Origin of the sequence: Thalassovita sp., from assembly GCF_034670005.1 — a bacterium.
Classification (GTDB): domain Bacteria; phylum Pseudomonadota; class Alphaproteobacteria; order Rhodobacterales; family Rhodobacteraceae; genus Thalassobius.
Window position 1 is genome coordinate 130,015 of record NZ_JAXMOH010000005.1, and the last position, 26,086, is coordinate 156,100.

At 59.6% G+C, this 26,086-nt stretch carries 33 protein-coding genes; 14 read left to right on the top strand and 19 right to left on the bottom strand.

Going from position 1 to position 26,086, the window contains the following annotated elements; all coding sequences use genetic code 11:
* Positions 1-38: 38 nt before the first annotated feature.
* Positions 39-680: a DUF2461 domain-containing protein gene (locus tag VOI23_RS11285; RefSeq protein WP_323784902.1), complete on the bottom strand. Its 642-nt coding sequence runs from the start codon at positions 678-680 to the stop codon at positions 39-41.
* A gap of 89 nt (positions 681-769) precedes the next feature.
* Positions 770-988 (bottom strand): DUF6500 family protein, encoded by a 219-nt coding sequence (locus VOI23_RS11290; RefSeq protein WP_323784903.1) that lies wholly within the window; start codon positions 986-988, stop codon positions 770-772.
* Between the two features lie 173 nt (positions 989-1,161).
* On the opposite strand from VOI23_RS11290, the gene VOI23_RS11295 reads away from it, so the two are divergent.
* From VOI23_RS11295 to VOI23_RS11305, 3 genes are all read left to right on the top strand, one after another.
* Positions 1,162-2,514, top strand: a complete 1,353-nt coding sequence (locus tag VOI23_RS11295) for an MATE family efflux transporter (protein ID WP_323784904.1) — start codon at positions 1,162-1,164, stop codon at positions 2,512-2,514.
* An 80-nt stretch (positions 2,515-2,594) separates the two neighbouring features.
* Positions 2,595-3,398 (top strand): aldolase, encoded by an 804-nt coding sequence (locus VOI23_RS11300; protein ID WP_323784905.1) that lies wholly within the window; start codon positions 2,595-2,597, stop codon positions 3,396-3,398.
* 409 nt (positions 3,399-3,807) lie between these two features.
* The gene (locus VOI23_RS11305) at positions 3,808-4,839 is read left to right on the top strand and encodes a hypothetical protein (protein ID WP_323784906.1); all 1,032 of its coding nucleotides are present in this window, start codon (positions 3,808-3,810) and stop codon (positions 4,837-4,839) included.
* A gap of 136 nt (positions 4,840-4,975) precedes the next feature.
* On the opposite strand, the gene VOI23_RS11310 is transcribed toward VOI23_RS11305, so the two are convergent.
* Positions 4,976-5,389: a hypothetical protein gene (locus tag VOI23_RS11310; protein ID WP_323784907.1), complete on the bottom strand. Its 414-nt coding sequence runs from the start codon at positions 5,387-5,389 to the stop codon at positions 4,976-4,978.
* A gap of 16 nt (positions 5,390-5,405) precedes the next feature.
* Positions 5,406-6,608, bottom strand: a complete 1,203-nt coding sequence (locus VOI23_RS11315) for a pyridoxal phosphate-dependent aminotransferase (RefSeq protein ID WP_323784908.1) — start codon at positions 6,606-6,608, stop codon at positions 5,406-5,408.
* A gap of 91 nt (positions 6,609-6,699) precedes the next feature.
* Here VOI23_RS11315 and VOI23_RS11320 point away from each other — a divergent pair, with 91 nt between their 5' ends.
* The 3 genes from VOI23_RS11320 (at position 6,700) to VOI23_RS11330 (ending at position 7,975) form a co-directional block, all read left to right on the top strand.
* A complete protein-coding gene (locus VOI23_RS11320) occupies positions 6,700-7,104 on the top strand; it encodes a helix-turn-helix transcriptional regulator (protein ID WP_323784909.1) in 405 nt (134 codons plus the stop codon).
* Positions 7,105-7,108: 4 nt separating this feature from the next.
* Positions 7,109-7,369 carry a succinate dehydrogenase assembly factor 2 gene (locus VOI23_RS11325; protein ID WP_323784910.1) on the top strand — a complete coding sequence of 87 codons (261 nt, stop codon included), beginning with the start codon at positions 7,109-7,111 and terminating at the stop codon, positions 7,367-7,369.
* 108 nt (positions 7,370-7,477) lie between these two features.
* Positions 7,478-7,975, top strand: a complete 498-nt coding sequence (locus VOI23_RS11330; RefSeq protein ID WP_323784911.1) for a MarR family winged helix-turn-helix transcriptional regulator — start codon at positions 7,478-7,480, stop codon at positions 7,973-7,975.
* Here the strand turns inward: VOI23_RS11330 and VOI23_RS11335 are convergent.
* Genes VOI23_RS11335 through VOI23_RS11355 form a run of 5 tightly spaced genes read right to left on the bottom strand, consistent with a single transcriptional unit; the run spans position 7,969 to position 12,179 of the window.
* Positions 7,969-8,727, bottom strand: coding sequence for a DUF1194 domain-containing protein (locus tag VOI23_RS11335; RefSeq protein ID WP_323784912.1), 759 nt, complete (start codon positions 8,725-8,727; stop codon positions 7,969-7,971). The genes VOI23_RS11330 and VOI23_RS11335 overlap by 7 nt on opposite strands.
* Positions 8,724-9,431 (bottom strand): DUF1194 domain-containing protein, encoded by a 708-nt coding sequence (locus tag VOI23_RS11340; RefSeq protein ID WP_323784913.1) that lies wholly within the window; start codon positions 9,429-9,431, stop codon positions 8,724-8,726. Before VOI23_RS11340 ends, VOI23_RS11335 begins: the two co-directional genes overlap by 4 nt.
* Positions 9,431-9,859: a VOC family protein gene (locus VOI23_RS11345; RefSeq protein ID WP_323784914.1), complete on the bottom strand. Its 429-nt coding sequence runs from the start codon at positions 9,857-9,859 to the stop codon at positions 9,431-9,433. The genes VOI23_RS11340 and VOI23_RS11345 overlap by 1 nt, the downstream gene beginning before the upstream one ends.
* A 21-nt stretch (positions 9,860-9,880) precedes the next feature.
* Complete coding sequence (locus tag VOI23_RS11350; protein ID WP_323784915.1) at positions 9,881-11,287, bottom strand: hypothetical protein; 1,407 nt, start codon at positions 11,285-11,287, stop codon at positions 9,881-9,883.
* Positions 11,259-12,179 (bottom strand): hypothetical protein, encoded by a 921-nt coding sequence (locus tag VOI23_RS11355; protein WP_323784916.1) that lies wholly within the window; start codon positions 12,177-12,179, stop codon positions 11,259-11,261. The genes VOI23_RS11350 and VOI23_RS11355 overlap by 29 nt, the downstream gene beginning before the upstream one ends.
* Positions 12,180-12,402: 223 nt before the next feature.
* On the opposite strand from VOI23_RS11355, the gene thyX reads away from it, so the two are divergent.
* From thyX to VOI23_RS11375, 4 genes are all read left to right on the top strand, one after another.
* Positions 12,403-13,308 (top strand): FAD-dependent thymidylate synthase, encoded by a 906-nt coding sequence (gene thyX, locus VOI23_RS11360; protein ID WP_323784917.1) that lies wholly within the window; start codon positions 12,403-12,405, stop codon positions 13,306-13,308.
* A gap of 21 nt (positions 13,309-13,329) precedes the next feature.
* Positions 13,330-13,974, top strand: coding sequence for a hypothetical protein (locus tag VOI23_RS11365; RefSeq protein ID WP_323784918.1), 645 nt, complete (start codon positions 13,330-13,332; stop codon positions 13,972-13,974).
* A 532-nt stretch (positions 13,975-14,506) separates the two neighbouring features.
* A complete protein-coding gene (locus tag VOI23_RS11370; protein ID WP_323784919.1) occupies positions 14,507-14,818 on the top strand; it encodes an HPF/RaiA family ribosome-associated protein in 312 nt (103 codons plus the stop codon).
* Positions 14,819-14,979: 161 nt separating this feature from the next.
* Positions 14,980-15,258, top strand: a complete 279-nt coding sequence (locus tag VOI23_RS11375; RefSeq protein WP_323784920.1) for a hypothetical protein — start codon at positions 14,980-14,982, stop codon at positions 15,256-15,258.
* A gap of 48 nt (positions 15,259-15,306) precedes the next feature.
* Here the strand turns inward: VOI23_RS11375 and VOI23_RS11380 are convergent, their stop codons facing one another.
* Positions 15,307-15,513 carry a cold-shock protein gene (locus VOI23_RS11380; RefSeq protein ID WP_323784922.1) on the bottom strand — a complete coding sequence of 69 codons (207 nt, stop codon included), beginning with the start codon at positions 15,511-15,513 and terminating at the stop codon, positions 15,307-15,309.
* 220 nt (positions 15,514-15,733) lie between these two features.
* On the opposite strand from VOI23_RS11380, the gene VOI23_RS11385 reads away from it, so the two are divergent.
* Complete coding sequence (locus tag VOI23_RS11385; protein ID WP_323784923.1) at positions 15,734-16,054, top strand: arsenate reductase family protein; 321 nt, start codon at positions 15,734-15,736, stop codon at positions 16,052-16,054.
* A gap of 45 nt (positions 16,055-16,099) precedes the next feature.
* The gene (locus VOI23_RS11390) at positions 16,100-16,468 is read left to right on the top strand and encodes a hypothetical protein (protein WP_323784924.1); all 369 of its coding nucleotides are present in this window, start codon (positions 16,100-16,102) and stop codon (positions 16,466-16,468) included.
* Here the strand turns inward: VOI23_RS11390 and VOI23_RS11395 are convergent.
* The 6 genes from VOI23_RS11395 to VOI23_RS11420 form a co-directional block, all read right to left on the bottom strand.
* Positions 16,425-17,003 carry a DoxX family protein gene (locus VOI23_RS11395; RefSeq protein ID WP_323784925.1) on the bottom strand — a complete coding sequence of 193 codons (579 nt, stop codon included), beginning with the start codon at positions 17,001-17,003 and terminating at the stop codon, positions 16,425-16,427. The two genes, VOI23_RS11390 and VOI23_RS11395, sit on opposite strands and share 44 nt — an antisense overlap.
* A complete protein-coding gene (locus VOI23_RS11400) occupies positions 16,966-17,742 on the bottom strand; it encodes a DNA-binding domain-containing protein (RefSeq protein WP_323784926.1) in 777 nt (258 codons plus the stop codon). Before VOI23_RS11400 ends, VOI23_RS11395 begins: the two co-directional genes overlap by 38 nt.
* On the bottom strand, positions 17,739-18,587 hold the full coding sequence (locus VOI23_RS11405) for a DUF692 domain-containing protein (protein WP_323784927.1): 849 nt from the start codon (positions 18,585-18,587) through the stop codon (positions 17,739-17,741). The genes VOI23_RS11400 and VOI23_RS11405 overlap by 4 nt, the downstream gene beginning before the upstream one ends.
* A gap of 60 nt (positions 18,588-18,647) precedes the next feature.
* The gene (locus VOI23_RS11410) at positions 18,648-18,962 is read right to left on the bottom strand and encodes a DUF2282 domain-containing protein (protein WP_323784928.1); all 315 of its coding nucleotides are present in this window, start codon (positions 18,960-18,962) and stop codon (positions 18,648-18,650) included.
* 211 nt (positions 18,963-19,173) lie between these two features.
* Positions 19,174-21,120 (bottom strand): threonine--tRNA ligase, encoded by a 1,947-nt coding sequence (gene thrS, locus VOI23_RS11415; protein WP_323784930.1) that lies wholly within the window; start codon positions 21,118-21,120, stop codon positions 19,174-19,176.
* A 128-nt stretch (positions 21,121-21,248) separates the two neighbouring features.
* Positions 21,249-21,836, bottom strand: a complete 588-nt coding sequence (locus tag VOI23_RS11420; protein ID WP_323784931.1) for a TetR/AcrR family transcriptional regulator — start codon at positions 21,834-21,836, stop codon at positions 21,249-21,251.
* Positions 21,837-21,923: 87 nt separating this feature from the next.
* Between VOI23_RS11420 and VOI23_RS11425 the strand changes: the two genes are divergently transcribed.
* Positions 21,924-22,553: an NAD(P)-binding oxidoreductase gene (locus VOI23_RS11425; protein WP_323784932.1), complete on the top strand. Its 630-nt coding sequence runs from the start codon at positions 21,924-21,926 to the stop codon at positions 22,551-22,553.
* A 58-nt stretch (positions 22,554-22,611) separates the two neighbouring features.
* On the opposite strand, the gene VOI23_RS11430 is transcribed toward VOI23_RS11425, so the two are convergent.
* Positions 22,612-23,493: a branched-chain amino acid aminotransferase gene (locus VOI23_RS11430; RefSeq protein ID WP_323784934.1), complete on the bottom strand. Its 882-nt coding sequence runs from the start codon at positions 23,491-23,493 to the stop codon at positions 22,612-22,614.
* Between the two features lie 158 nt (positions 23,494-23,651).
* On the opposite strand from VOI23_RS11430, the gene VOI23_RS11435 reads away from it, so the two are divergent.
* A complete protein-coding gene (locus tag VOI23_RS11435) occupies positions 23,652-24,110 on the top strand; it encodes an Lrp/AsnC family transcriptional regulator (RefSeq protein ID WP_323784935.1) in 459 nt (152 codons plus the stop codon).
* Here VOI23_RS11435 and VOI23_RS11440 read toward each other — a convergent pair.
* Both VOI23_RS11440 and VOI23_RS11445 read right to left on the bottom strand, forming a co-directional pair.
* On the bottom strand, positions 24,107-24,595 hold the full coding sequence (locus VOI23_RS11440) for a helix-turn-helix domain-containing protein (RefSeq protein WP_323784937.1): 489 nt from the start codon (positions 24,593-24,595) through the stop codon (positions 24,107-24,109). The genes VOI23_RS11435 and VOI23_RS11440 overlap by 4 nt on opposite strands.
* 18 nt (positions 24,596-24,613) lie before the next feature.
* Positions 24,614-25,942, bottom strand: a complete 1,329-nt coding sequence (locus tag VOI23_RS11445; RefSeq protein ID WP_323784938.1) for an SCP2 sterol-binding domain-containing protein — start codon at positions 25,940-25,942, stop codon at positions 24,614-24,616.
* Between the last annotated feature and the right edge of the window lie 144 nt (positions 25,943-26,086).

Sequence of the window (26,086 nt, forward strand, 5' to 3'; positions counted from 1 at the left end):
GTTTATGGAAACAGGCGCGGCGGTCCCGGTCCGCCGCGCTATCGCAGCGCCATCAGCCATTCCTGCGCCGGCATCAATTCGGCAAACCCATTGCGCAGCGCCTTGACAGGATCGCCGCTGTCATCCTTCACCGCCTTCCAGAAAGTGAAGGTTTTCCGCCGTAGCAGGTCGCCGCGCGGATGATCGGCCGGGTAGGGCGACGGCACCCGTTTCAGCTCGGGCTCGGAAAAGCTGATCCCATGCGCCTGCATATCGGCCATCAGCCGCATTAGATCGGCGCCTTTCGGCCCCTCGGCACGTTTTCGGAATGCGGTCAGCTTGTCCTTGTCAAACCCCATCGCGCCGCCGCCCAGAATGGTCCGCCCGGGTTCAATGCCAAAGAAAAACGCGGTCTTGCCCAGGCCGTCGCCGACCGTCCACATCATGTGCAAATGGCTCTTGTAGGGCGTCTTGTCCTTGGAAAACCGGATGTCGCGCTGCGGCCGGAACAATTTGGTTTCCACCGGTTTGCCGGTCAACCGCTGCAAATCGGCCGCCACCACGTCCAGCAGCGCCAGAGACGGCGCTTTCAATAGCGTTTCATAGCGGTTCTTGTGGGCGGTGAACCAGTCGCGGCTGTTATTGGCTTTCAGGTCGATCAGAAACGCGCGGGCATCGGGAATAAGGGTCGCAAAGGGCATCAGGGTCACCGCCGGTCTGGATTGAATTGCCTCAGCTTAGGGCCAACAGACGGGACTGAGAACGAAAAAGACGACGCGACCGCGTTCCGTCACAGTCCAGATATGATCATGTCCCGGATCTTGGCCGCCTTTTCGAAGTGATTCAGCCGATGCGTCTCGATCCACCATGTCGCCGCTTCCATCAACAGCTCGGGATCATCGTTCCGATTGGCAAAGAACGCATAGAAGGACAGCCCGACAGCGTCGCCCTTATTTGCGATTTTCTCGTCGCAAATCGTGATTGCCTTTTGGCGCAGGCTCGGTCTCATTCGGGTGCTCCGGCGGAATTCGACTGTGACCTACCCCAAAAGCTGACGGCGCGAAACCCGGCAACAGGGTCGGCGCTTTACCCGGCTCTACCACAGGATGCAGGTCTTTCGCACTTGCCGCTCCGGCGTTCCAAGGCTACGCCTTCTTGATGACCCGCGCCACGATACCACCCATGACCAATTCCCAGCATGTCAGGAACATCCTGACATTGGGGCTTCCGCTGATCGGCAGCCATCTGGCGCATTTTGCCATCACGCTGACGGATTCGCTGATGCTGGGCTGGTACGATGTCGAAATGCTGGCAGCGCAGGTGATTGCGATGTCGCTGTTTTTTACGCTGTTCATCATGGGCGAAGGGTTTTCCTTTGCGCTGATGCCAATGGTGGCCGAAGCCGAAGAGGCGGGCGAACAGGGACAGGCGCGGCGGCTGACCCGGATGGCGATCTGGGCCTCTCTTATGTTCGGGCTGGTGGTGTTGCCGGCGCTGATATGGTCGGGGACGCTGCTGCGGCTGACCGGGCAGCAAAACGAACTTGCCGGCAACGCGCAGGATTATCTGCGCATTGCGGGCTGGTCTATATTCCCGGCGCTGTTGACGATGGTGATGCGCTCTTTCCTGTCGGCACTGGAACGGACCCAGATCGTGCTTTGGGTGACGCTGGCGGCGGTGGGGCTGAACGTCGTGGTCAACTATGCGCTGATCTATGGCCATTGGGGCTTTCCTGAAATGGGCATCCGTGGCGCGGCGGTGGCAACGCTGCTGGTGAACGTGGCCTCGTTCGCCCTGTTGGCGCTCTACGCGGTGATCGCGACCCCTGAACACGAATTATTCGTCCGGTTCTGGCGCCCTGATTGGGAAGCGTTCTGGCGCCTGTTCCGGCTCGGCTGGCCGATTGGGATCAGCCTGCTGGCCGAAGTCGGCCTGTTCGCGGCGGCCTCGATGATGATGGGCTGGCTTGGGGCGCTGCCACTGGCCGCGCATGGCATCGCGCTGCAAATCGCGTCGATAAGCTTCATGGTGCATCTGGGGCTCAGCAATGCGGCCACAGTCCGGGCTGGCCGGGCGATGGGACGCAAATCGGTGGCCGATCTGCGGCGCGGTGGACGGATCGTGGTTCTGATGTCGCTTTTCATTGCCGGGTTGTCACTGATCGTGTTTCTGGCGGTGCCCGAAACCCTGATGGGGTTGTTCCTGTCGCCCGACGAACCGCAGCGCGACGCGGTAATCGCGTTGGGCGTCGGGCTGCTGGCGGCAGCCGGACTGTTTCAGGTCAGCGACGCGGCGCAGGTCATGACGATCGGCTTGCTGCGCGGCGTACAGGACAGCAAGGTGCCGATGATCCTCGCCGCCATTTCCTATTGGTGCATCGGGATGCCGGTCAGCTATGTGTTTGGCTTCGTGCTCGGGTGGGGCGGGGTCGGAATCTGGGTCGGTCTGGCGCTCGGTCTGGCCGTGGCCGCGATCCTGCTCAGCCTGCGGTTCTGGGGCCCGGTGCTGCGCCGGATCGAGGCAGAGCAGGGCTAAGCGGCCCGCGATCCGCTTGCCGTCGGTCCCGCTTTCCCCGACACTGCCCGGCAAAACCACCCGACCGAAGGACCCAAGTAATGGCCCACGCCCTGCCCAATGCCGACACCGCCCCCGCCGCAGCCCCGGAACGCCGCAACACGCCCGATCTGAGCTCCGACGCGATCCGCACCGCGCGCGAAGACCTCGCCGCCTGTTTCCGCATGGCCGCCCGCAACGGGTTCGAAGAAGGCATCTGCAACCACTTTTCCGCCGTGGTGCCGGGCCATGACGAGTTGTTCATCGTCAACCCCTACGGCAAGGCGTTCCGCGAAATCACCGCCTCCGATCTGGTGATCTGTGATTTCCACGGCAACGTGGTGGACGGGCAGGGCACGCCCGAGGCCACGGCGTTCTATATCCATGCCGAGATCCACAAGCGCCTGCCGCGCGCGCGGGTCGCGTTTCATACCCACATGCCCTATGCCACCGCCCTGTCGATGACCGAGGGCGATCCGCTGATCTGGGCCGGGCAGACGGCGCTGAAATTCTATGGCCGCACGGCGGTGGACGGGAATTACAACGGCCTGGCGCTGGACCATGCCGAGGGCGCGCGCATCGCCGAGGCCGCGGGCGAGGCCGACATCGTCTTCATGAAGCATCACGGCGTGATGGTGCTGGCCAACACGATCGCCGAGGCCTGGGACGACCTGTATTACCTCGAACGCGCCGCCGAGGTGCAGGTGCTGGCGATGTCCACCGGGCGCAAGGTGCTGCCGGTGTCGCCGGACGTGGCGCAGGCGACCTATGATCAGATTCACGAGGAAGACGCCGAGTCGGCCCGGCTCCACCTCGCCGCGATCCGCCGCCAACTGGACGCCGAGGAACCGCAGTACCGGCATTGAGCCAACCTCAAACTATAACGCCCGCCCGGAACAGCGGCGCCTTGCGCCGCCGGGCCGCGCCCGACCGCCCGTCGCACCGGAGGTGCGCCGTTCATCGTCGGCTCGCCTCTGGCGAGACGGGGCGGGCGCTTCTTCAACGTCCGCGCGGGCACGGATGTCCGACGGGACGTAGGGATAAAGCGCAGACCCCAAAGCGCAGCGCGCCCACCCGCGGCCGGGCGCGGCCCGGCGGGTTGTCAACGCTGGGTACTGGGGGAAGATGCCCATGCTTGAAGAGGAATTGGGGCAGGGGGCAGAGTGGCCGCTTTGCGCAGAAAGCGGGCTTTGCAAAGTTCGTGCCTCGCCCCGAAACCTGCCGTTCGGGAGAAAGCAGAATTCGAACGTTCAGAATCTCTAGATAGCGACGAGAATGATTGATAGAAAAGTCGAGAAGGAAAATTCATCTCTAGAGCTTTCAGGGCGTAAAATGGATATTGAGACAACCGCTGCCTATTTCGAATCCCGGCAATATCTTTATGAAAAATTGGTCAATGAGGTGGAATATATTCTTACCGAAAAAATCAAGGAAACTGGAATCAAGCCGGCATCGATCAGTAGTAGAGTTAAGTTGCTCGAAAGCTTTCGTGAAAAGATAAGTCGGAAGAAGTATCGCAACCCCATGGATCAGATGCACGATTTAGCTGGAGTGCGCGTGGTTTGCGCGTACCAATCTGAGCTAGATACGATTGCAGAAATTATCGAAAGTAATTTCGAAGTTCTTGAGCGAACTGATAAGGCAGAAGAACTCGGCGTAAACAAGATGGGATATAGCGGCAGAGCATTTGTCGTTAAGTTGGGCAGCAGATATTCTGGAGGTCGATACGAAGACCTAACTTCTCTTCGTTGTGAGATTCAGTACCGGACAATTTTACAAGATGCATGGGCGATTATTGACCATCAGCTAGTTTACAAAGATGAGGCGTCCGTTCCTGAGGGTATGCGCAGGGACATTAATAATGTCGCTTCACTTCTGGAAGTAGCTCAAGGTGTTTTTGACAGGGTTAAAGAGAGCCGCTCTGAGTATATAGAAGAAATCAAAGATATGGCAAAAAACGCCTCTGCATTTTTACGCCTCCCTCTCAACTTTGATACCGTTTTGGAGTATGCAAGGCGCAGCTATCCAGATATTGAACCATCAGAGAAACTCACACGACTACTTCTTGACGACTTGAGTATGGAGAAATACCCAACTTTGCGGGAGCTTGATTGTGTTGTTGGGCAAGCCAAAGAAGCGGTCGAGGTGTATCAACAAGAGAATCCGGATTGGTTCAAAAATAGCACAGACTTTTTAACTAAGTCGCTCGGCTTCATCGATCCTGATTTTCGTCAGAACCACGCTTTTGCTCCGAGAACTCGCGAGGCATTCGAAAAGTACCAACACCTACTTCCATCTCACGACTGATGTTCTCGCGCGTCCGCCGTATGATGCTTTTACTGGACACAGATAGACCGCTTCGTCCACAAATCTGATGAGATGCTGCGCGGCACCATGTCCGCTTCGGGCTGGGAGCGGTCATCCAAGCCCACTCACCAACCCCTCACCCCTTCTCGCCGCCCTTCATCAGCCGGTCGGCCTTCTTCCGCACCAGCACCGTGCGCAGGTCGTGCATCGCCAGCAGCAGCGCGTCGGTGATGCCTTCCAACTGGTCATCCGTGGCGCGGCTGTTGGCCCAATGGGTGGTCAGGTTCATGTGATCGATGGCGCGGTGGATGTCGTCGATGTCACGCGCGGCCAGCAGATCGCGGCGGTCGGCCATCCAGTCGCGGATCACCACCAGATCGTCGTCGCTCAGCTTGCGGTCGCCATGCGGCTTGATTTCGCCATTCTTGATATTGACGTTGGCGATCTGTTCCAGCTCAATCCGGCGCTGGCGGTTTTCGGTATCGACACGAAACACGAAAGCGCCGTTTTCGCGGACGCGAAAATAATAATCGGGCAGGTCGACCGACATGCGTTTTCCCTCTCCGTCAGGTCAGCTCGGAACAGAATTTTGCGATCCGGTCGCAGGCTTCTTCCAGTGCTGCGTCCGAAGTAGCGTAGCTGATGCGGAAATTGGGCGAAAGCCCGAAGGCCGCGCCGAACACCGCCGCCACGCCGGTATCGTTCAACAACTCGGTCACGAACACCTCGTCATTACTGATCTCGACGCCCTTGGCGGTCGTCTTGCCGATCAGACCAGCAATCGAGGGATAGACATAAAACGCGCCTTCCGGGGTCGGGCAGGTGATGCCGTCGATGGCGTTCAGCCTGTCCAGCACCAGATCGCGGCGGCGCTTGAAAATCTCGTTATGCGGGGCGAGGAAATCCTGCGGCCCGTTCAGCGCCTCTACCGCCGCCCACTGGCTGATCGAACAGGGGTTCGAGGTCGATTGCGACTGCACCTTGCGGATCGCCGCGATCAACGGCTCGGGCCCGGCCGCGTATCCGATGCGCCAGCCGGTCATCGCGTACGCCTTGGACACGCCGTTGACGGTCAGGGTGCGGTCGTAGAGCTTCGGTTCGACCTGCGCCGGGGTGCAGAATTCGAACCCGTCATAGGCCAGATGTTCATACATGTCGTCCGACAGCACCCAGACATGCGGATGCTTCAGCAAAACGTCGGTCAGCGCCTTCAATTCGTCGCGGCTATAGCCTGCGCCGGTGGGGTTCGACGGCGAATTGAACAACACCCACTTGGTATTGCGGGTGATCGCCGCGTCAAGCTGTTCCGGCGTGATCTTGAAATTGTTGTCCAGCCCGGCTTCGATGAATACCGGCACACCTCCGGCCAGCAGCACCATATCGGGATAACTGACCCAGTAGGGCGCCGGGATCACCACCTCGTCATCATGGTTCAGCGTCGCCATCAGGGCGTTGTACAGCACCTGCTTGCCGCCGGTGCCGACAGTGACCTGCTTGGGGTTATACTCCAGCCCGTTATCGCGCTTGAACTTGGCGCAGATCGCCTGTTTCAGCTCGGGAATGCCGTCGATGGCGGTATAGCGTGTCTTGCCGTCTTCGATGGCGCGGATGCCCGCAGCGCGGATGTTTTCCGGCGTGTCGAAATCAGGCTCGCCCGCCGACAGCCCGATGATATCGCGGCCCTGAGCCTTCAATTCACCGACAAGTCCGGTAATCGCCATGGTGGGTGACGGTTTCACACGCGCAAGCGTCTCGGATAGAAAAGACATCGGTGGCCTCGACTGGTTTGTGTTCCCTGACGTCCTGTCTTAAGTTCACCAGCAAGGCCGATCAAGCGGGATCGGCGCATAGAGGCATAAGATGCAACAAACCGGCACAGAAACCACAGGCGATTGGTACGGCCCTGAATCGGCAACGTTCGGGGATCGTGTCGCGGCGGCGCGCGAACAGGCGGGCATGGATCAGAAAAAGCTGGCCAAACGGCTGGGCGTGAAGCTGAAGACGCTGCAGGATTGGGAATACGACCTGTCCGAACCGCGCGCCAACAAGCTGAGCATGATGGCCGGGCTGCTCAATGTCTCGATCCCGTGGCTGCTGATGGGGCAGGGCGAAGGGGTCGAAGACCCCGGCGATCCGGCGACGCTGGACCCCGATGTCGCCGAACTGCTGACCGAATTGCGGGATCTGAAAGTTCAGATTTCCAGCGCCGCCGACCGGCTGGGAAAAATGGAAAAACAGCTGCGGCTGAAGCTTAAGGGCGACTGATACGATGGGCGAATTGCGCGAACACAGGTTGAAACGTCTTGCCATGCGCTCGATGCGGCGCGGCATCAAGGAAATGGACATCATCCTGTCGCGCTATGCCGCGGCCAGACTCGAAACCATGACCGAAGCCCAGCTCGACGCCTATGACCGGTTGTTGGAAGAAAACGACCAGGACCTGTATCAATGGGTGTCGGGCCAGATCGCGGCCCCGGCGCATGTGTCCGGCCTGATCGCCGATATCAGGGCGCAGATGGACACGGTCTGACGGTCCGAAAAAGTAGATCGCATTTTAGCGATAAACCAGTCGGATTTAACACATTATTGGGCTTTTTCCCCGAGCCTCCTGTCTGAGCAATTTCGGACGGAGATCGGTATGACCATTTACAACGCGATGCAGAACGGTGACCGCACCGGGTTCATGACCAGCTACCTTGATACGCTGGCGTTGGTGGAACGGTTGCACCGTCTGCTGTTGGACGTGATCAAGGATGAATTCGAACGCACCGGCGTGTTGGACATCAACGCGGTGCAGGCGCTGCTGCTGTTCAATATCGGCGATAACGAAGTGACGGCGGGCGAATTGAAATCGCGCGGCTATTACCAGGGCAGCAATGTCAGCTACAATCTGAAAAAACTGGTTGAAATGGGTTATATGCACCATCAGCGCTGCGAAATCGACCGCCGCTCGGTCCGGGTGCGGCTGACCCCCAAGGGTCGGCGTATCCGCGATATGGTGGCGGAACTGTTCGCCCGCCATGCCGAAGGGTTGCAGGACAGGGGCGTGCTAGGCCCGGACGGGGTAACCGAAATTTCCAACTCGCTGCGCCGGGTCGAACGCTACTGGACCGACCAGATCCGCTATATTTACTGACCTATCGGCTGCGATGGCCGCCGCGACCTCTGCGGCCGCTCGGCCTGGGACAGAACCAGCCCCTGCAATTCGCGGATCAGCTTGCGCACCATCGCGTCTTCGTAATCGTCAAACCCCGCTGCGGCTTCGGTAAAGGCCCCCGGTCCGCGGATCACGTAGGCCTGAAAATACCCATCAAGCGACGCCTGATCAGCGGCACCGTGCATCCCCGCCACCGTCCCGGCATCGGCGATCACCAACCCGTTCACCGTCACATCGGACAACACCGCGCTGTCGCGGATCGCCTGCGGCAATGGCCCGGTATTCGACGGCCCGTCGCCTGAAATATCCAGAACCTTGCGGGCGCAATGGCTGCGGCTGCTCAGCTGTGCCGCCCCGGCCCGCATCGCCGCGCCCAAAGCGGTCGAAGGATCGCCGGGACCGCGCATCGTGGCCTGCAGCCGCCCCGCAATGGCGTCAATCGCCGCCGCGCCGGTCACCGATTGCCATGGCTGCACCACGCGCTGATCGCCCGGGCCGCTCCATTCGAACACCATCAATTCGACCGGGTCTTCGGGCATCGCCAACAGCGCCGACCGCACCTCGGGCCGCAGCAGCGCGGCGGCCAACCCGTCCATCTGCAACCGGTATTCACGACCATCGACCGACCCCGACACGTCCAGTCCCAGCGCCAGCGCGACCCGGCACGCCGCGACCGCCGCAATCGGTGCCCCGCTCAGCGCCAGCGCCAGTCCTGCCAGCAGCAGCTTCATTTCGTCCGCTCCAGCATCCCGGTCATCATCGGCGCCAGTTCCCGTTCCAGCTTGCGCCGCAGCGCGGTTTCGTAATCCTTGTACCCATCGGCGATTTCCAGAAATGCGCCGGGACCATGCAGCACCTCGCGTCGGTAATACCCCACCACATCGGCGCCATAAGTCTCGATCGGCATCTTGATCACAAGCCCATTCACTACCACCCCTGCGAACGGGAAGGCGCTATAGGCTTGGTGCGGCTCGAACCCTTCGTTGTTTACTCCGTCGCCACTCATATCAATGGTTTGAAAAAGGCAGCGCGGACCGCGTTGTAACAGCGTCGCGCCATATCCCAGCGCATGACCCAGCGCGGTGGGGAATTCTTGTGTGCTGCGTTTCGACCGGCCCAACCGTTCGGCGGCGGCAAACAGATCGGCCGGGGTCGAAATCAGCACCCAGTCCAGCAACAGTTTCTGATTGCTGCGTCCGCTCCATTCGTAAACGGCCAGAGCCACCGGCGCGGGAGCAGAGAAAAACGCCGCCTCCACCTCGGGGGCCAGCAGCGCCGCGGCCATGCCGCGCCGCTGCAACCCGTCCTCGGCCGCAGACACCGATGACGATACATCCAGCGCCAGAACCAATGCCAGACGGCACTCCACGGCGCGGGCCTGCGGCGCGATCAAACCCGCCGCCAGCAACGCCAGAGCGGCCGCCCGCCGCCGCATTACCAGTGCCCGGTATTTTCCATACTGGCCCAGGGTTCTGCCGGAGGCAGTGCATCGCCGATCTGCAGCAATTCGACCGAGATATTGTCGGGCGAGCGGACAAAGGCCATGCGCCCGTCGCGCGGCGGCCGGTTGATCACCACGCCGTTGTCCTGCAGGTGCTGACACATGTCATAGATGTTTTCCACGCCATAGGCCAAATGCCCGAAATGGCGGCCATCGGCAGGCAATTCGTCATCGCCATCCCAGTTATAGGTCAGCTCAACCGGGCAGTCTTCCTGCCCCTCCGGTGCCATGAAGATCAGGCTGAACCGGCCTTCTTCGCTGTCATAGCGTCTTGTTTCCTTTAGCCCCAGCAGAGCGTAAAACGCCATGCTTTTTTCCAGGTCTTTCACCCGGACCATTGTGTGCAGATACTTGATTTCCATGATGCTCCCTTTCCCGGTCCTTCAGAAGCTGGATTCGATCCCGAAGGAAACCGACATTTCATTGGTTTCGAACCGGCTGACATTGCTTTGCGTCTTCCGGGCCTGCACCCTCAAGGTCGGGACAAATCCGGCATAGTCAAGCCGGTAGAAGCTGAAATCGACCGCGCCGAACACTGTTTTGTCCTCGCGACCGCCCGGAACCGGCCACAGGCCGACGATATAATCGCGATAGCGTTGCAGGCTGCCGCCGATACTGGCCGAGATTTTGACCGGCCCGGCCGGTTGCGCCAGATGATACCCCAGATACCCGGTCGCGCCGCGCTGCCGCGCATTGGCGGTGTCGCTTTGCGCCGCCTCCAGCGTCAACCCGATGCTCAACCGGTCGCCCGATTGCAGTTTGTGGCTGTATTGCGCCCGCAGGTCCAGCTTGTCGACCGGGCTTTGCAGCGGGCTGTCGGGGCTGCGGTGCTGGATTTGCGCCGACAAATTCAGCCCGGCATCGGCGGACAGGCTGAACCCGCGGGCCACCCCCGCCCGTACCAACCATTGATAGGGCGCACCGCCATACCAGCTGCGTCCGATCCCGGCGTCATAGCTGATCGTTCCGCGACCCGCGCGGGTGACATGGCGCAGCCCGAATTCCGCAAGGTCGAAAGAATAATCCCCATTCTCCGCCGTCGGTGCCAGCGTCTGGGCCGCGTCGGACAGCCGCACGCGCTGGCCGTAATACCGTGCGGTCAGGCTGGTTTCGTGGGTTTTCGATCCCGACAGGCGGCGGGCATAGCGCAGATCGGCAACCGCCCGCAGCCCCGACAGGGCCTGCGCGTCACCGCTCAGCCATCCAATCCCTGGCACCCCGTCGACGATCACATAAGGCCCGTCTGCGCCGTTGTTGAGATTGTTGCTGGGCGACAGCGTAAACTGCGCCGAGATCGACCACGGGGAGATCTGGCGCAGGATCTTGTAATCCTTGATCACCCGCTCGCGGTAGCTTTCATGCGGCAAATGCAACAGCGACCGGCGCAGCCATACCTGCGCCAACCCGGCCTGTTCGTTGTCCAGTGACAGTTTCGCGGCCAACTGCGCGGCCTGAAACTTTTCATCTCCATTGGCCGCGTGACGATAGGCCAAAGCGGCGGCGCGTCTCGCCTCGCGGGGATGTTTCATCTGCATCAGCGCGCGGGCGATGATGAAATGGGCATAAGCGTCGTCGGGATCGCGTTGCAAAAGCCCCCGGGCCAGTTGCAGCGCCAGCTCGGGCTGTCCTTCGCGCAACGCGCGTTCCGCGATGCCGGGGGCCGCCGCGATCGGCACGCGGATTTCACCGCCATCCTCCGCCGCCCCGGCCACAACCGGCAACAGCAGCGCCAAGGCCAGCAATAGCGCCTTAAGACCGGTGTCAGAGCCCGTCGCAGACCGGATCATCATTCGCCGCCCCGCATCGGGTCAGCACGAAGACCCCGTATTCTTCTTCGTTTTCAAGCGGGCCATCGCTGTCGAATTCGGTCAGATAGACGACGCCCCCGACCGCAGTGGCATCCGCCCCGCCGAATATCCCGGCATAGCTGCCGATCGAATTGCCGACATCGCCCTGATACTCCGCCGACCCGGCAAATTCCCCGTTCCCGTCGATCGCGGTCTGGACCAGCATGATATCGGGCAATCGTCCCAACCCGGGCAGATCGTCGGCCAGAACGCGGTTGGAAATCTCCGCATCCACCTGCCCGTTTGCGAAATCGGCATTCAGCAGGATCACCCCGGAAATCCGGTCGGCCTGTCCCGGCGCGGTCAGGTTGGCCGGAATGCCCGAAGCATCCAGCAATTGCGCCCCCGCGCCGTTGACATTCACCACCCCGGCATAGGTGCCGTAATACTGCGCCTCGCCCTCGGCGACCGGGTGGTCATAGGGCGAATAAATGCCCGCGCCCTGCCGGGCAAAGAACCCGCCGCCGAAATAGCGGTTGTTATTGCCGCCATCGGCCACCACACCCGCGACCAATTCGCCGCCGTTGCTTTCCTGAAACAGCGCGGTGTAATGCCGGTCGGCCGGGGTCTGCTGCATCATGTAGCCGTGGTATCCGGCGGTATCCAGAGCCGGGGTGCGCGTATAGGTGATGTTGCGCCCGCCGCCATGGATCGCGTTCACGCGCAGGATCAGTTCACCGCTGTCGGGATTGTAATCCACCGCATCCAGACTGCCCGCCACCGAGGCGGGGACCGGATTGGATACCATGCCGACATCGGTATTGACCCCGCCCGGATCAGAGGTGCAGGCCGCCAACAGGGCGGGCACTGCGAAAAACTTGGCGAAACGGTTCATGGCCCCGGTCCCTACTTATGCATTGCGAGACGCAATTTTTTTATATCTGCTCGCCCAAAGCATCCGTGTGGTTGTGGGAAAAGTCAATGTTTCAAGCCCCGGGCGCGGAAAAAACCACCCCGCTGTTGCATCCGAAATTTAGTACTCATATTGTCGTTTTCCCACGACCTGTAGCTAGATATAGTGGCCCCACCTCGTGATTCACCGAATAAGGAAGCCCGGTATGCCCGTCACCCCCGAACAGCAGGCCGAAATCGACGCGCTGCGCGCCACCCCCCGCCCGACCCTGCGGGCGGTCTCCGACGGGATGGAGGCGCATCTTTACAACATCAACCCGGTGCTCGATCACGGGTTTGTCCGGGTCATTGATTACATGGGCGACGATGCCGCCATCTGTCAGGCCGCGCGGGTGTCCTATGGCAAGGGCACCAAGTCGGTGCAGAATGACGAAGGCTTGATCCGCTACCTGATGCGGCACTGGCATTCGACCCCGTTCGAGATGTGCGAGCTGAAACTGCACGTCAAATTGCCGGTCTTCGTGGCGCGGCAATGGATTCGTCACCGCACCGCCAACGTCAACGAATATTCAGCCCGCTATTCGATTCTCGACCGCGAATTCTACATCCCTTCGGCCGATCAACTGGCGGCGCAATCGAGCGTCAACAATCAGGGCCGGGGCGAAGCCCTCACCGGGGCCGAGGCCGAAAGGGTGCTCGACATCCTCAAATCCGACGCCGCGCGCTGCTATGACCATTATCAGGACATGATTTCCGACGACGGTCAGCAGGGTCTCGCCCGCGAACTGGCCCGGATGAACCTGCCCGCCAACATCTATACGCAATGGTACTGGAAGGTGGACCTGCACAACCTGCTGCATTTCCTGCGCCTGCGCGCGGATGCCCACGCCCAGTACGAAATCCGCGTCTATGCCGACGAGATTTGCAAACTCGTCGCCGACTGGGTGCCGTTCGCCTACAAAGCCTTCGAAGATTATCGCATGGGTGGTGAAACGCTCAGCGCCGCCGCCCTTGATTGTGTCCGCCGGATGTTGAAAGGTGAGGAGGTGAGCCAGGAGACAAGCGGGATGAGCGCGCGCGAATGGCGGGAGTTGCAAGAGGTTTTGGGTTAATTGGAAGAAGTTCAGACCTATATGTTGAATAAGGAGCAATTCGACACATTAGTCGAAACTCTCGGCTCTGAGCCCGCGTTCAATTTGTGGTCTGGAATGCTCTGGATAGGATTTGCTTCATTTCTTGTTGGTGTTGTAGCCATTGCCTTCACGGTTCGAGAAAGCCGAAGATCAAGGGCGGGAGCAGACGCTGAACTGATCCTTATGAGCTTTAAAGACTATGAAAACCTGTATGACTCTCTGAGATCAGTGCCTGATTTAGAGAACGAGCATCTGGAGTTATTGGCTAATATTCCGGATGAACTTTTCTATGATGAAGCGTTGTTTGATGTTGTTGGGGCTTACAAAGGCATTGATCCTAAAAAATGGGGCAAAGCTCGCGAAACTAAGATGTATTTTAAGAGCCGGTTTGAATTGGTCGGAAAAGGATTTTTCTCTAATAAGGCAATCGCAAACACGATGGATCATGCTGGTGCGAACCTTGTGCGCCGACAACTGCGTAAGCTTGACATAATAATGTTTTATCAAGTTAGGCAGGAGAAGTTCAGACGCGGTGAATTCACAAAAGATTATCTCGCTAGAACATTTCGAGAAGATCTTGACTGGTATGAGCAACTTCCGAAATTCATGAAAGGAAATAAGACGACTTTCGGATGGGATACTTAACAACCCGTAGGGTGCGTGCTCGCACGCACAATTGACCCCGTCGCCCAATATGCCGCGTGGCATTACGCCCCCACACTCCGCAATCTCCCACATTCCAACCAATCACGAAGGGCTGCCCCCGACCGCGGGTGGGGGTGAAGCCCCCGCCCATGGGGGCGGTCGGGGGCTGCCCGGCTTGCAGCCGGGCGGGTGCTTCGATTCGAGCGCGGCGCATGAGACGCCGTTTTGGGATGGCGGTAGGCCGGGCTTCAGCCCGGCAAATTCCGATCTCAGAAATCCCGCGCTGGCTTATGGCCGCGATTGGCGGGCTGAAGCCCGCCCTACGTCGCTGATCCCGGGCGGCCCGCAATGCCGGTCCGATTTCGATCCCGGCACAAATCCGGCCCCTCTGCGCGGGTTAACAAACCGTTACCGGCATCCGTAGCGTTTGGCGCTGCAAATTGTACAAATCGCATCAAAAAACATTGCGCCAGATCAATCCGGCCCTACCTGAATAGGCGTAGCCTGAAGAAAACCAAGAAGGAGGCACCGGATGCAAATCCAGATCAATACCGACCATAATATTCAGGGCGACGAACGGGTGGCCGAGGTGTGCGAACAGATCGTCACCGACGCTTTGGCTCCTATATCTAGCCGTCTGACCCGGGTCGAGGTCCATATCAAGGATATCCGTGGTCCCAAGGGCGGCGAAGACATCCGCGCCACCGTTGAAGCCCGCCCCGAGGGCCTGCGCCCCTACGCCGCCCATCACGACGCGACCGACATCCCGGTCGCCGTACGACAGGCCGCCAAGAAGCTCAAACAGCGTCTTGATGCCGAATTTGGTAAGCTGTCAAGCCACTGAATCTAAATTATAAATCGGCCCGCTCACGTGGCGGGCCGGCGTCGTTTCCACCCCCGCAACACTGCGTTTCCCAATATTCGCCTTTGACATGTGCAACGGGTCATTTACCCTGATTGCATCGGTATTTTCAAACGCGTTTCCATCGGTCCGAAGGGGGTCCCATGACGACATTTCACAAGCTTGCCCTGCTCAGCCTCGCCGCGATCCTGCCCGCCGCCGCCGCTCAGGCTGACCCGAAAATTTATCCCTACCAGTCAACCGCCAACTATTGCCCGTCCGGGTTGCAGCCGGTTCAGATCAATGGCGTGATCTGCTGCGGCACCCCGAACCAATCGGTCAGCTATCAATCTATGATGCGGGAAACTTCAACGCGCAGAGGCACTTACCGCGCATCCCGCGCGATCTGCCCCGAGGGCGAAAAGGGCTGCTACACGCAATAGCCTCTGTCGAACCGGGTGACGGCGGCCGTCACCCGGGCCAGTATTTTATCAAAGCAGTTTGAGGTCGCCTGCCATCTGACGGCCGTCGCGGCCATCAGCCAGGTCGAATTCGACCTTCTGATCATCGGCCAGCCCGGTCAGGCCTGACCGTTCCACTGCCGAGATGTGAACAAATACATCCTTGCCACCGTCATCGGGGGCGATGAAACCATAACCTTTGGTGGTATTGAACCATTTCACGGTGCCCGTCGGCATTTCCGTGTCTCCTTCTTGCCGTTCTTCCCCCTGTGAATGCGGGGCCCATGTCACACTGGCCTGGCGGTCTTATTGAATTTGAAACAACCTTAACGAAATCCGTTATGCCCATGTCACAGCTTCGAGCATTGCAGGGGGAATGTAAAAATCAAGCAAAACAGGGGTGATTGGCAGCGATATGCGCGTTATTGATGCAAAAACGATGGTTTGAAGGTGATAAATGAAGATCTACGGACTTAAAAACTGCGATACCTGCCGCAAGGCGGCCAAGGCGCTGGCAGCGGCCGAACTGGTGGATATCCGGATTGCACCACTGGATTCGGCGCTGCGGGACGCGGCCTATGCGCAATTTGGTGCGGCTTTGGTCAACACCCGGTCGACCACATGGCGCGGTCTGGACGAAGCCGAGCGTGCCCGCCCGGCGCTGGAGCTGTTGACCGATCACCCGGCGCTGATGAAACGACCGCTGATCATCGACGATCAGGGCGCGCTGCATCTGGGCTGGGGCAAGGACGTACAGGCGGCGTTGCTTGGCAAATAGATCAGACATGCTTATTTGCTGTGACGGACCAATGGAGGACCAGAAATGCGCAATGCGGCTTTGATGCTGGGTGTGATCGGCGGGATCATCGGGATGATCGTCGGCTTTTTCAGCTTCGGCTATACCGAGGTGATCGACCGCTATGGCGAAGTGGAGGGGATGTTCGAACAGGTCTCAAATGTTCAACTGATCCGGATTTCCAGCTTCGCCGCGCCATTGCTGGCCATTGCCGGCGGTGCGATGGCGCGGGCAAGGGCGCTGTGGGGCGGTGTTCTGATGCTGCTATCGGCGGCGGGGATGATGTATGCCTTTGGCTTCAACGCATTCACCATGTTCCCGATCGGTTTCGTTGGGATCGGTGGCTTGTTGGCTATTGCGGCTGGGAAACCGGACGAACCGAAGCCACATTTCTGAGCAACAGCCGGTCCAGCGACAGCGGACCGGCCCCTTTCATCACCAGCACGATCAGCGCCAGCATCCAGAATCCGCGCTGATCCAGGATCACCCCGTCGGGCATCCGGTCGAACCAGGCGCCAAGCGTTTCGCTATGCTGAATACCGCCATGACCAAACAGATCGGTCAATGATTGCACCACGATGAACCCGATCATGCCCAGCGATGCCAGCCGGGTGAACAGGCCCAGCACGATCACCGTGGGCAACAGGAATTCGGCCCAGGTTCCGGATACCGTCACGGCCCAGTGATACAGGCCCAATTGGCCGCTATCATAGCCAACCGCTTCGAAAGCTTTGGGAAAAATCTGCGCATAGGCTCCGGTCGAAGGGCTGAACACCCCGAAAACCCCATCGCCCAGCTTGGTCGCCGCCGAGGCCCAGAAATACCCCAGAAGCGAGGCGGCGAACAGAAACCGGGCCAGCGTAGGCAGGACCCAATCAGCGCGGTTCAACCGCTCAGCGATGGCTTGGTAGATTTGGATAAGGGCGGTCATGTAGGTCCTCCACGTCAATATCTGTCAGCGCGGACTGCGCCAGGAGCAGGGCTAGAAGCTGGCCCAGATCGGCCTCGGGCGCGCGGATCATTGCCTTGGCCAATGTTGCACCCGATTGCAAAGCAGTGATTAACTCTGCGGTCTCTCGGGTCAGCGGATGCAGTACCGGATCGTATTGCGGCCGGGTGATCAGAACCGGCTGCGCGGTGCCGGGCGGGGCTGGGGCGTTGGCGTTCAACGCCTTTTCCCGGATCGCCCAAATTGGCCAGTCGGACCGGATCAGCTGCACCGCAGGGGAAAAATTCAGTCGGGCGCGGTTCAGCGCTTGCGGCGCAATATCCGCCAGCCGGCCAGGGTCAAGAGCGGTGCCGTCGGCAGCGTGATAGGACAGGTGAATCGCATATTCCAAACGCGCGATATCGGGCAAATATCCTAATGATTTCAAGGCTGGAATGGCGGCAATGTAACTGGCGAAATTGTCCCCAAAAAACATCATGCAGGGTGATTTTGGTGGATGGCTGCGCAGATATCCCTGCGACACCGTTTCGAAATTATCCGCGCCCAACAGCCGGGCCGTGGCCGGAAAACCTGTTTCCAGCGCGTCTTTCAACGACACGGTGACATTGTTGCGATACACCGAAAACCGTTTGCCCGCCGGGCGCCCCATGCCGTCTGTCAACCCAGTTGGAACCGGTTGCATAGGGTCTAATAGGGCGGTGCGGAACACTGTCTGGTTCATGCCGGCACCCGGTCCAGCGCAGCCGCTGCCCGGTCCGCTTCGGCGGCCAGCATGGCCCAGTCCGGCACATCCGTATCCCATTCGATCAGGGTGGGGCGCGGGCCGGATCGGTCGAGCACATACTCAAGCAGGGTCCAGACCGGATCGGCAACTTCACGTCCGTGGCTGTCGATCAGCAACGGCGCACCGTGGTCGTCCTGATCCTCGTCATGCCCGCCCAGATGGATTTCTCCGACCTGATCGAGCGCGAAAGCATCGGCATAGGCGTAAGCATCAAAATTCAGGTTGGTGGCGGAAACGAAGATGTTGTTGACGTCCAGCAGCAATCCGCAGCCGGTACGTTCCGATACTTCCTTCAAAAAGGAAGGCTCGTCATAGCTTGACGCCTCGAATGCCAGATAGGAAGACGGGTTTTCCAGCAGCATCCGCCGGCCGATCACGTCTTGTAACTGATCAATGTGATTGCAGACGCGTTGCAAAGTGGCCTGCGTATAGGGCAGCGGCAAAAGATCGTTCAGAAAGGCGCTGTCATGGGTCGACCAGGCCAGATGTTCGGAAAAACTGGCCGGGTTTAACCAGTCGCAAAGATGCTTCAGCCGGGCCAGATGATCGGCGTTCAGCGGTGCTTCGCCACCGATAGACAGTCCGACACCGTGCACCGAGATCGGAAAACGGTCGGCCAGATGGCGCAGTTGCGCGATCGGACGGCCACCGTCGCCCATGTAATTCTCGGCGTGGATTTCCAGCCAGCCAACCGATCCCGGATCGGCCAGAATGTCACTGTAATGCTGCGGCTTGTATCCGACGCCCGGGGCGGCGGGCAGGCTGTTGGCATGGTCGAACATCGCAGAATTCCCCCCTTTGAGTTGAAGATGGGACGGGGGTAACCCCGTCCCAACCGGGCGTTAGCCGTCCATCGGCAGGTCGCGGTCAAGTGCTTCCAGCGACCCTTTGCGCGCAGTGCCGTCGGCCATCGCGGGCAGTTCGATTTCCATGCAGGTGCCTGCATCGACCAGCGACCAGGAATTGCCCTGGTAATCGACCTTGGAGGTGCCGGCGCAGGTGGTGCCGGCACCGGCTGCGCAATCGTTTTTGCCGGCCAGCGACACGCCAAAGCATTTTTCCTTTGCCATTTCGTCGGCGGAGGCGGTGGTGGCGTGTGCGGACAGCGCGGCAGCAACGGCGCCTGCAACGGCGAGGGTCTTGATTGTATTGGACATTACTCTTCCCTTTCGGTTTTTTATTCAGATCGCTTCGTGGCGATGACCAAAAGGTAGGGAATAGAAGACGTAACAGACCACTCACGTGCGTGTGTATCACGTCCGCGTGTGACGGCGTGACTGGCAGACTGGCAATTGTGGCTGATAGCCCGGAAATGTTACGGCCCGCGGCGGGTTTTCCGTCGCGGGCCGCACATTATTTCAGATTTTGTTACAGAAGATCGGGTGGCGTCGCTTCGATCTTCAAAGCGCTCACGATCTCGTCCAGAGTTGTAACAGAGGTTTGCTTCTCGCCCAGGCGGCGCACCGACACGGTGCTCTCCTCGACCTCTTTCATACCACAGGCCAAAATCACAGGCACTTTGCCCAACGAATGTTCGCGGACTTTGTAGTTGATCTTTTCGTTGCGAATATCGGCCTCGGCGCGGATGCCGGCAGCGGTCAGATGGGCGACCACTTTGTGCACGTAATCATCCGCGTCCGAAGTGATCGAGGCAACCACCACCTGCCGCGGCGCCAGCCAGAACGGCAGTTTGCCCGCATGTTCTTCGATCAGGATGCCGATGAACCGCTCGAAACTGCCCAGCGTCGCGCGGTGCAGCATCACTGGGCGGTGCTTCACCCCGTCGCGGCCAATATAGTTGGCGTCCAGCCTGTCGGGCAGCACGAAATCAACCTGCAGCGTGCCGCATTGCCAATCGCGCCCGATTGCGTCGGTCAGCACGAATTCCAGCTTGGGCCCGTAAAACGCGCCTTCGCCCGGATTCAGTTCGATATCATTGGTCACCTTGCGCGTGGCCGTCAACAACGCCTCTTCGGCGCGGTCCCAAATCTCGTCCGACCCAGCCCGCATGTCGGGGCGGTCAGAGAATTTGATCTTATAGCTGGGAAAGCCGAGGTCGCGGTAGATTTCGCTGAGAAATCCGATGAATTTCTCGGTCTCCGCTGCGATCTGGTCTTCTTCGCAGAAGATATGCGCATCATCCTGGGTGAAGCCGCGCACCCGCATGATCCCGTGCAGCGCCCCCGAAGGTTCATACCGGTTGCACGATCCGAATTCGGCCATCCGCAGCGGCAGGTCACGGTAGGATTTCAGACCCTGATTGAAAATCTGCACGTGACAAGGGCAGTTCATCGGCTTCAGCGCGTTGATTGCCTTTTCACGGGCATGTTCTTCGTCCACTTCGACGATGAACATGTTCTCCTGGTACTTTTCCCAGTGACCGCTGGCTTCCCACAGCTTGCGGTCGACCACTTGCGGGGTGTTGACCTCGACATAGCCGCCCTTTTCCTGCTGGCGGCGCATGTAATCCTGCAGTGTGGTGTAGATGCGCCAGCCATTCGGGTGCCAGAAAATCTGGCCCGGGGCTTCTTCCTGCATGTGGAACAGGTTCATTTCGCGGCCCAGCTTACGGTGGTCGCGCTTGGCGGCCTCTTCCAGCATGTTCATGTGGGCCTTCAGCGCTTTGCGGTCCTTGAAAGCGACGCCATAAATCCGCTGCAACATCGGGCGGGTGTTGTCGCCCAGCCAATAGGCCCCGGCCACATGGGTCAGCTTGAACCCGTCGGCGGGCAGTTGGCCGGTGCTTTGCAAATGCGGGCCGCGGCACAGGTCCATCCAGTCGCCATGCCAATACATCCGCAGGTCTTCGCCTTCGGGAATGCGGTCGATCAGCTCGATCTTATAGGGCTCGTGGCTGCCGCGATAATGCTCGATCGCGCGGGCGCGGTCCCAGACCTCGGTCTTGACTTCGTCGCGGGCGTTGATGATCTCCTTCATCCGCGCTTCGATCCGGCCCAGATCTTCGGGAGTAAACGGTTCTTCACGGTCGAAATCGTAAAACCAGCCGTAATCTCGGACCGGGCCGATGGTGACTTTTACATCGGGCCAGATGTCCTGCACCGCGCGGGCCATTACATGGGCCAGGTCGTGACGGATCAGTTCCAACGCCGGCGCGTCGTCCTGCATCGTGTTGATGGCGATGCTGGCATCTTCAAGGATCGGCCATTGCAAATCCCAATGCTGCCCATTCACGGATGCGCTGATCGCCTTTTTCGACAGGGATTTGGAAATGTCGGCGGCGACCTCGGCGGCGGTGATCCCGGCCTCGAATTTGCGCGCATTGCCATCAGGGAAAGTAAGGGTGACGTCTGCCATTGCATGGCCTCCTCGTCAGTTTGGCGCCCACGGAACGCCCGGTTGCGGGTTATGTGTGTTCGCGCCTTTAATGATGGCGCGGCAAAGGCAAGTCAAGCAGCCCCGCGCGCTGGGGAACACAGCGCGGCTCAATGTTCCGGCGTGACTATCGCCAGTTCTGCCAGCCGTTTGGTCGCCGCGATATAGTCGTCCTGCGACCAACCGCAGTCCTGCCGCAGTTGTTCCCAGTTGCGCACAGACAGCAGGGTCCAGATCAGGTCGGTGGCGGTTTTGCGGTTCAGGCCCGGCACCAGCAGCCCGTCGTTTTCGATCATTTCGACGGCAGCCTCGCACCCTTCGCGCACTGCCTGCATTCGGTTGGCCCACGCATTGCGCGCTTCCTCGTCGCTGTCCTGCATCGCCATCAGGGCGCACGCGACACCATGGATTTCGGGGATGTAGTTGCCCCATGCCTCGACGAACAGCGCCAGTCGTTCGCGCCCCGATCCGGCGGCGCGGCTTGCCGCCAGCCGGGTATCGACCTCCTTGACCTCATCCAGATGCCGGGTGGTGGCGATCAGCAAATCCGCCCGTGTGGGGAAATGCAGGTACAGCGCCTGACGGCTGATCCCGGCCTGCTTGGCGATATCCGACATTCGAACGGTGCCGCCGGATTCAAGAAGATGCCAGGCGGCGGTGAGTATGCGGGTACGGGTCTGTGAGCTTTGTCTTGACATGATGTCAATCTAACCTTACGCACTGCGATGTCAACTTGACACGGTGTCAAGTTGCGGAAAACTTAAACCATACGAAAGGAAAGACAGATGAAAGTGATTATCTTCGGGGCGACCGGCACTGTTGGACGTTTGGCGGTCAAACAGATGCTGGCCGATGGGCACGAAGTGACGGCCTTCGCACGCTGGCCGGAAAAATTAGGCACCCGGGCGGATGCGCTGACGTTGCTGGCAGGCGATGCAATAGACCCGCAGGCGGTGTCGGAGGCGGTACAGGGACATGATGCGGTTGTGGTGACGCTGGGTGCCGGGACCTCGCGCAAAAGCGTGATCCGGTCGCGCGGCACGATGAACGTGATCCAGGCCATGCATGAACACGGGGTCCGTCGGCTGGTCTGCCAATCAACGCTCGGCGCGCATGAAAGCTGGAGCAATCTGAATTTTTTCTGGAAACGGATCATGTTCGGGATGCTGCTGAAACCGGTTTTTCAGGATCACGAATTGCAGGAAACGCTTGTCCGGGCCAGCGGCTTGGACTGGACCATCGTGCGCCCCAGCGCCTTTACCGATGGTCCGGCTTCGGGCGTCTTCAAGGAAGGTTTTCCACCGACCGAGCGGCGTTTATCGCTGAAAATTTCGCGCAAAGAGGTCGCTGCATTCCTGAGCCGCCAACTGTCCGACAGGCAGTATCGTCAACGGGCAGTCGGTATTTCGACGTGAATAGCGTTCCGGGCAGGCGCAAAACCTGCCCGGGTCCGTGAGCGTGAAACCTGTCCGATCAGGCCGCGCTTTGGCTTTGCGCCGGGCTATGGGCGAAATCCCAATACAGTTCGCGGGCGCGCAGTGTCACCGGGCCAATGCCCAATTCGCGATCGTCCAGCCGTGACACCGGCATCACCTTGGCGATATTTCCAGTGGCGAAAATCTCTTCGGCGGCGCGGAAATCTTCGACCTTCAGTGTAGTTTCGATCACCTCCACCCCGTCTTCACGCAGCAGTTTAATCACCCGTTGCCGGGTCAGCCCGTTCAGAAAACAGCCGGTGGGGGCGGGCGTGAAGACCACGCCATCGCGGACCATGAACACGTTGGTCGATGCGGTTTCGGCCACGTTGCCGTCGATATCCAGCGATAGTGCGTTGGAAAACCCATGCTGGCGGGCATAGACCATGATGCGACCGTTATTGGCGTAAAGCGATCCTGCCTTGGCCTCGGTCAGCGCCATGTCCTGGCGTGGTCGGCGATAGGGCGCGACGGTCAGCGAAAACCCTTCGGTCGAGGGCATGGCCAGTTCTTCGATACAGATCGCAAAACTTGTGCTGTCGGGGGCGAGTTCGATCAGACCGGGCCCGCTATCGCACGACCACATCATCGGACGGATATACAGCTCTGCCCCCTTGGGAAATTTCTTCACCCTTTCGCGCACCAGCGCGGCGATTTCTTCGCCGCTGACGCTGGGGATCATGCCAAGCGCCTGCGCCGAACGGGGCAGGCGGGCGCAATGCAGGTCCAGATCGGGCATCACGCCTTCGAAACAGCGCGCGCCGTCGAAAACCTGACTGCCAAGCCATGCAATGTGATCGGCGGCGCCGATGATCGGCGTGTTCCCGTCATGCCAGTCGCCTTCGAACCAGGTTGTGATCTTACCCTTGCCAATCGCCATGTGATCCTCCCAAAGACATTTTTGATGATTTCTGAATCTGCAAGAAGTTTACCGCAGTGTGGCGAAATTATCTGTGAAAATTGGGACTCTGTTCGCTATTATCAAAATCTAATTTTGTATATGTTACATAATATGGATGAAAATTTTGTGGTGATGCGATGAAACTGGCTGAGTCCGATTTGCGTATTCTGCGGGAAATGGCCCGCGACGGACGGCAGACCAATGCGGAACTGGCCGAAAAGGTGGGTCTGTCGGCCAGCCAATGCTGGCAGCGGCTGCGGCGGCTGGAAAAAACCGGCGCGATCAAGGGCTATGGGGCCCGCATTGATCACGATGTCCTTGGGGTGCCCGAAACGGTGTTGCTGGAATTGGCGATGGAACGCAACGAAGGGGTCGAGGTCGAAGCGGTCTGTGAAACGCTGGCACGGTTGCCCGAAGTGTTGGAAGTGCGGATGACCACCGGCGATTTCGACATCTTCGCCAAGCTCGCGGTCAGCGGGACCCGCGGCTATGAACGGTTCCTGCGCGAACGGCTTTATAAGATCAAGGGCATCCGCCAGTCGCGGTCGAGCTTTTCTCTGCGATGCTACAAGAACGAAATTTCAGTGGTGCCTTAATCGACCAGTCCCAACCGGAACCGCATCGCGTCATCCGCCCCCGGGCCGGGGCGCGGGGTGGCTTGTTCGGGGCCGACCGGGGCACCGGTCACGCTGTCGATCAGGTTCAGGGCCAGCGGATGACCGGTTTCCCGGTCAACAAGGTCCAGTGGTGGACCGTCCGCGCCATGCGCCTGCCACCGGTCGCCCCATTCGCGCAATGCGACCAGCACCGGCCACAAATCGCCGCCCTTTTGGGTTAGCCGGTATTCGTCGCGCGGCGGGTTTTCCTGATAGCGGTGTTTTCTGATCAGCCCCGCCGCTTCGAGCTGTTTCAGGCGGGTGGCCAGCGTCTGGGCCGGGATGCCGCTCGATTTCTGCAATTGATCGTAGCGGTTGAGGCCGAGCATCAGATCGCGCAGGATCAAGATGCCCCAGCGATCGACAATCGCTTCAATCGCGCCCGCAACCGAACATGCCATACCGGAAAAAGATTTCGCTTTCACCCTTGTGCCCCTTAATGCTCACCCCGGAAAACAGCGCCCGAAGGCCCGGAACAGTTTCATATCCCCTTTAACCCGGATTTTCCGCAATACAATCGCGTTAATCACACTGTATTGCCGGTTGATTACCCGCGTCCAGGTTTCCGCATCCGCCGTGATCCTGACGTCGGGGTCGCCATGATGGCCCTTCGTGACCTGCAATTTACGGTCCGCGATACGTATCGTCACCTCGATGTTTTCTATGCCGGTGAAGGTCCAGTGATAGGTGGAGTTCAGCCCCTTTGACCGACCGCGCTGAAACGCCAATGGCAGCTGCGCAATGAATGCCGCCACCGACCGGGTCAGAACCCCACGCCGAACCCGTTTGATGTCTTTGTGCGGATAGCGGTTCCTGGCAAAGCTTTCAGCATCCGATCCGGGCAGTACGTAAAGCGTTTCTTCCTTGTCTTGAAATGGTTTGACGACCCTTTCGACATAGCCGGGCCGGTCTTCGAGGAACGGATTGATCACATCTTCGCCCGCCGGACAGACCGCAAGGCAATAGGCCGCCTTGTACCCCGGTTTGAACGACAGCGATTGCCACAGCGACGTGGATTCCTGATCTGAAAACCGTTTGCGATAAGCGTTCATATCCTTCGATTCCACGACCGCATCGACGAAATCGTTAAAGTTTCCCAGAAAATCCCGGTAGTTGTGAGTGAAACAGGTCAAGAAGTCGAAGCTTTCATCGGGCTTCAGCGCCCCCACCGGGCAGGCCGCCACGCACAATTTGCAGCCCAGGCAGGGATTGTAATCCAGCGGTTGATCATAGGCATCGGCCTCGACCCCGATCAATACTGTATCAAGCAGGATGAAAGACCCGAATTTGGGGTGGATTACACTGCGATGGACCCCCATTTTGCCCAATCCCGCTTCGACCGCGATCGGCTTATGCGCCACCGTCCATGTGCGGCCGGGCAATTGCGCCTCCATCGGAAAGGCGGCGACCGCGTTGCAGGCAGGAATGCCCATATCCGACAGTTCGGTGACAATGGCGCGGGCGGTGTCGTTCACATCGTCATAGACGGTGTGGAATTCCTGGTTTGCCACCGACCGGACCGGGGACCGGACCGGTTCGCGGTTCATCCGTGAACAGATCGCCATCACCATTTTCGTTTCTGGAAAAACATCGCGGATATAGCTGCGCTGATCAGCCAGTCCGGGGCGGTCGACCTCGACCAGGCCGACATCGCCAGCGCCATGGCGCAGCGCCAGTTGTTTCAACCAGTCCGCCGACAGCGGCGCGTCGGATTTGGCCACCGGCGCCTTGGCGCGGACGCGTTGGACGGTGGGATGATCGTCTAGTTTCATCTGGGACTCCATTGCAACTCTAATTATTAGAGTTACATTTCGGAAGCTCCGTCAGGCAAGAGTTTCGCGTGGTGACGTTACGGCAAATCCCGGTCTCGAAACCGCGTCAGGCTGTGCTTGGGGGCTTTCCCCTGCTGCGCCATT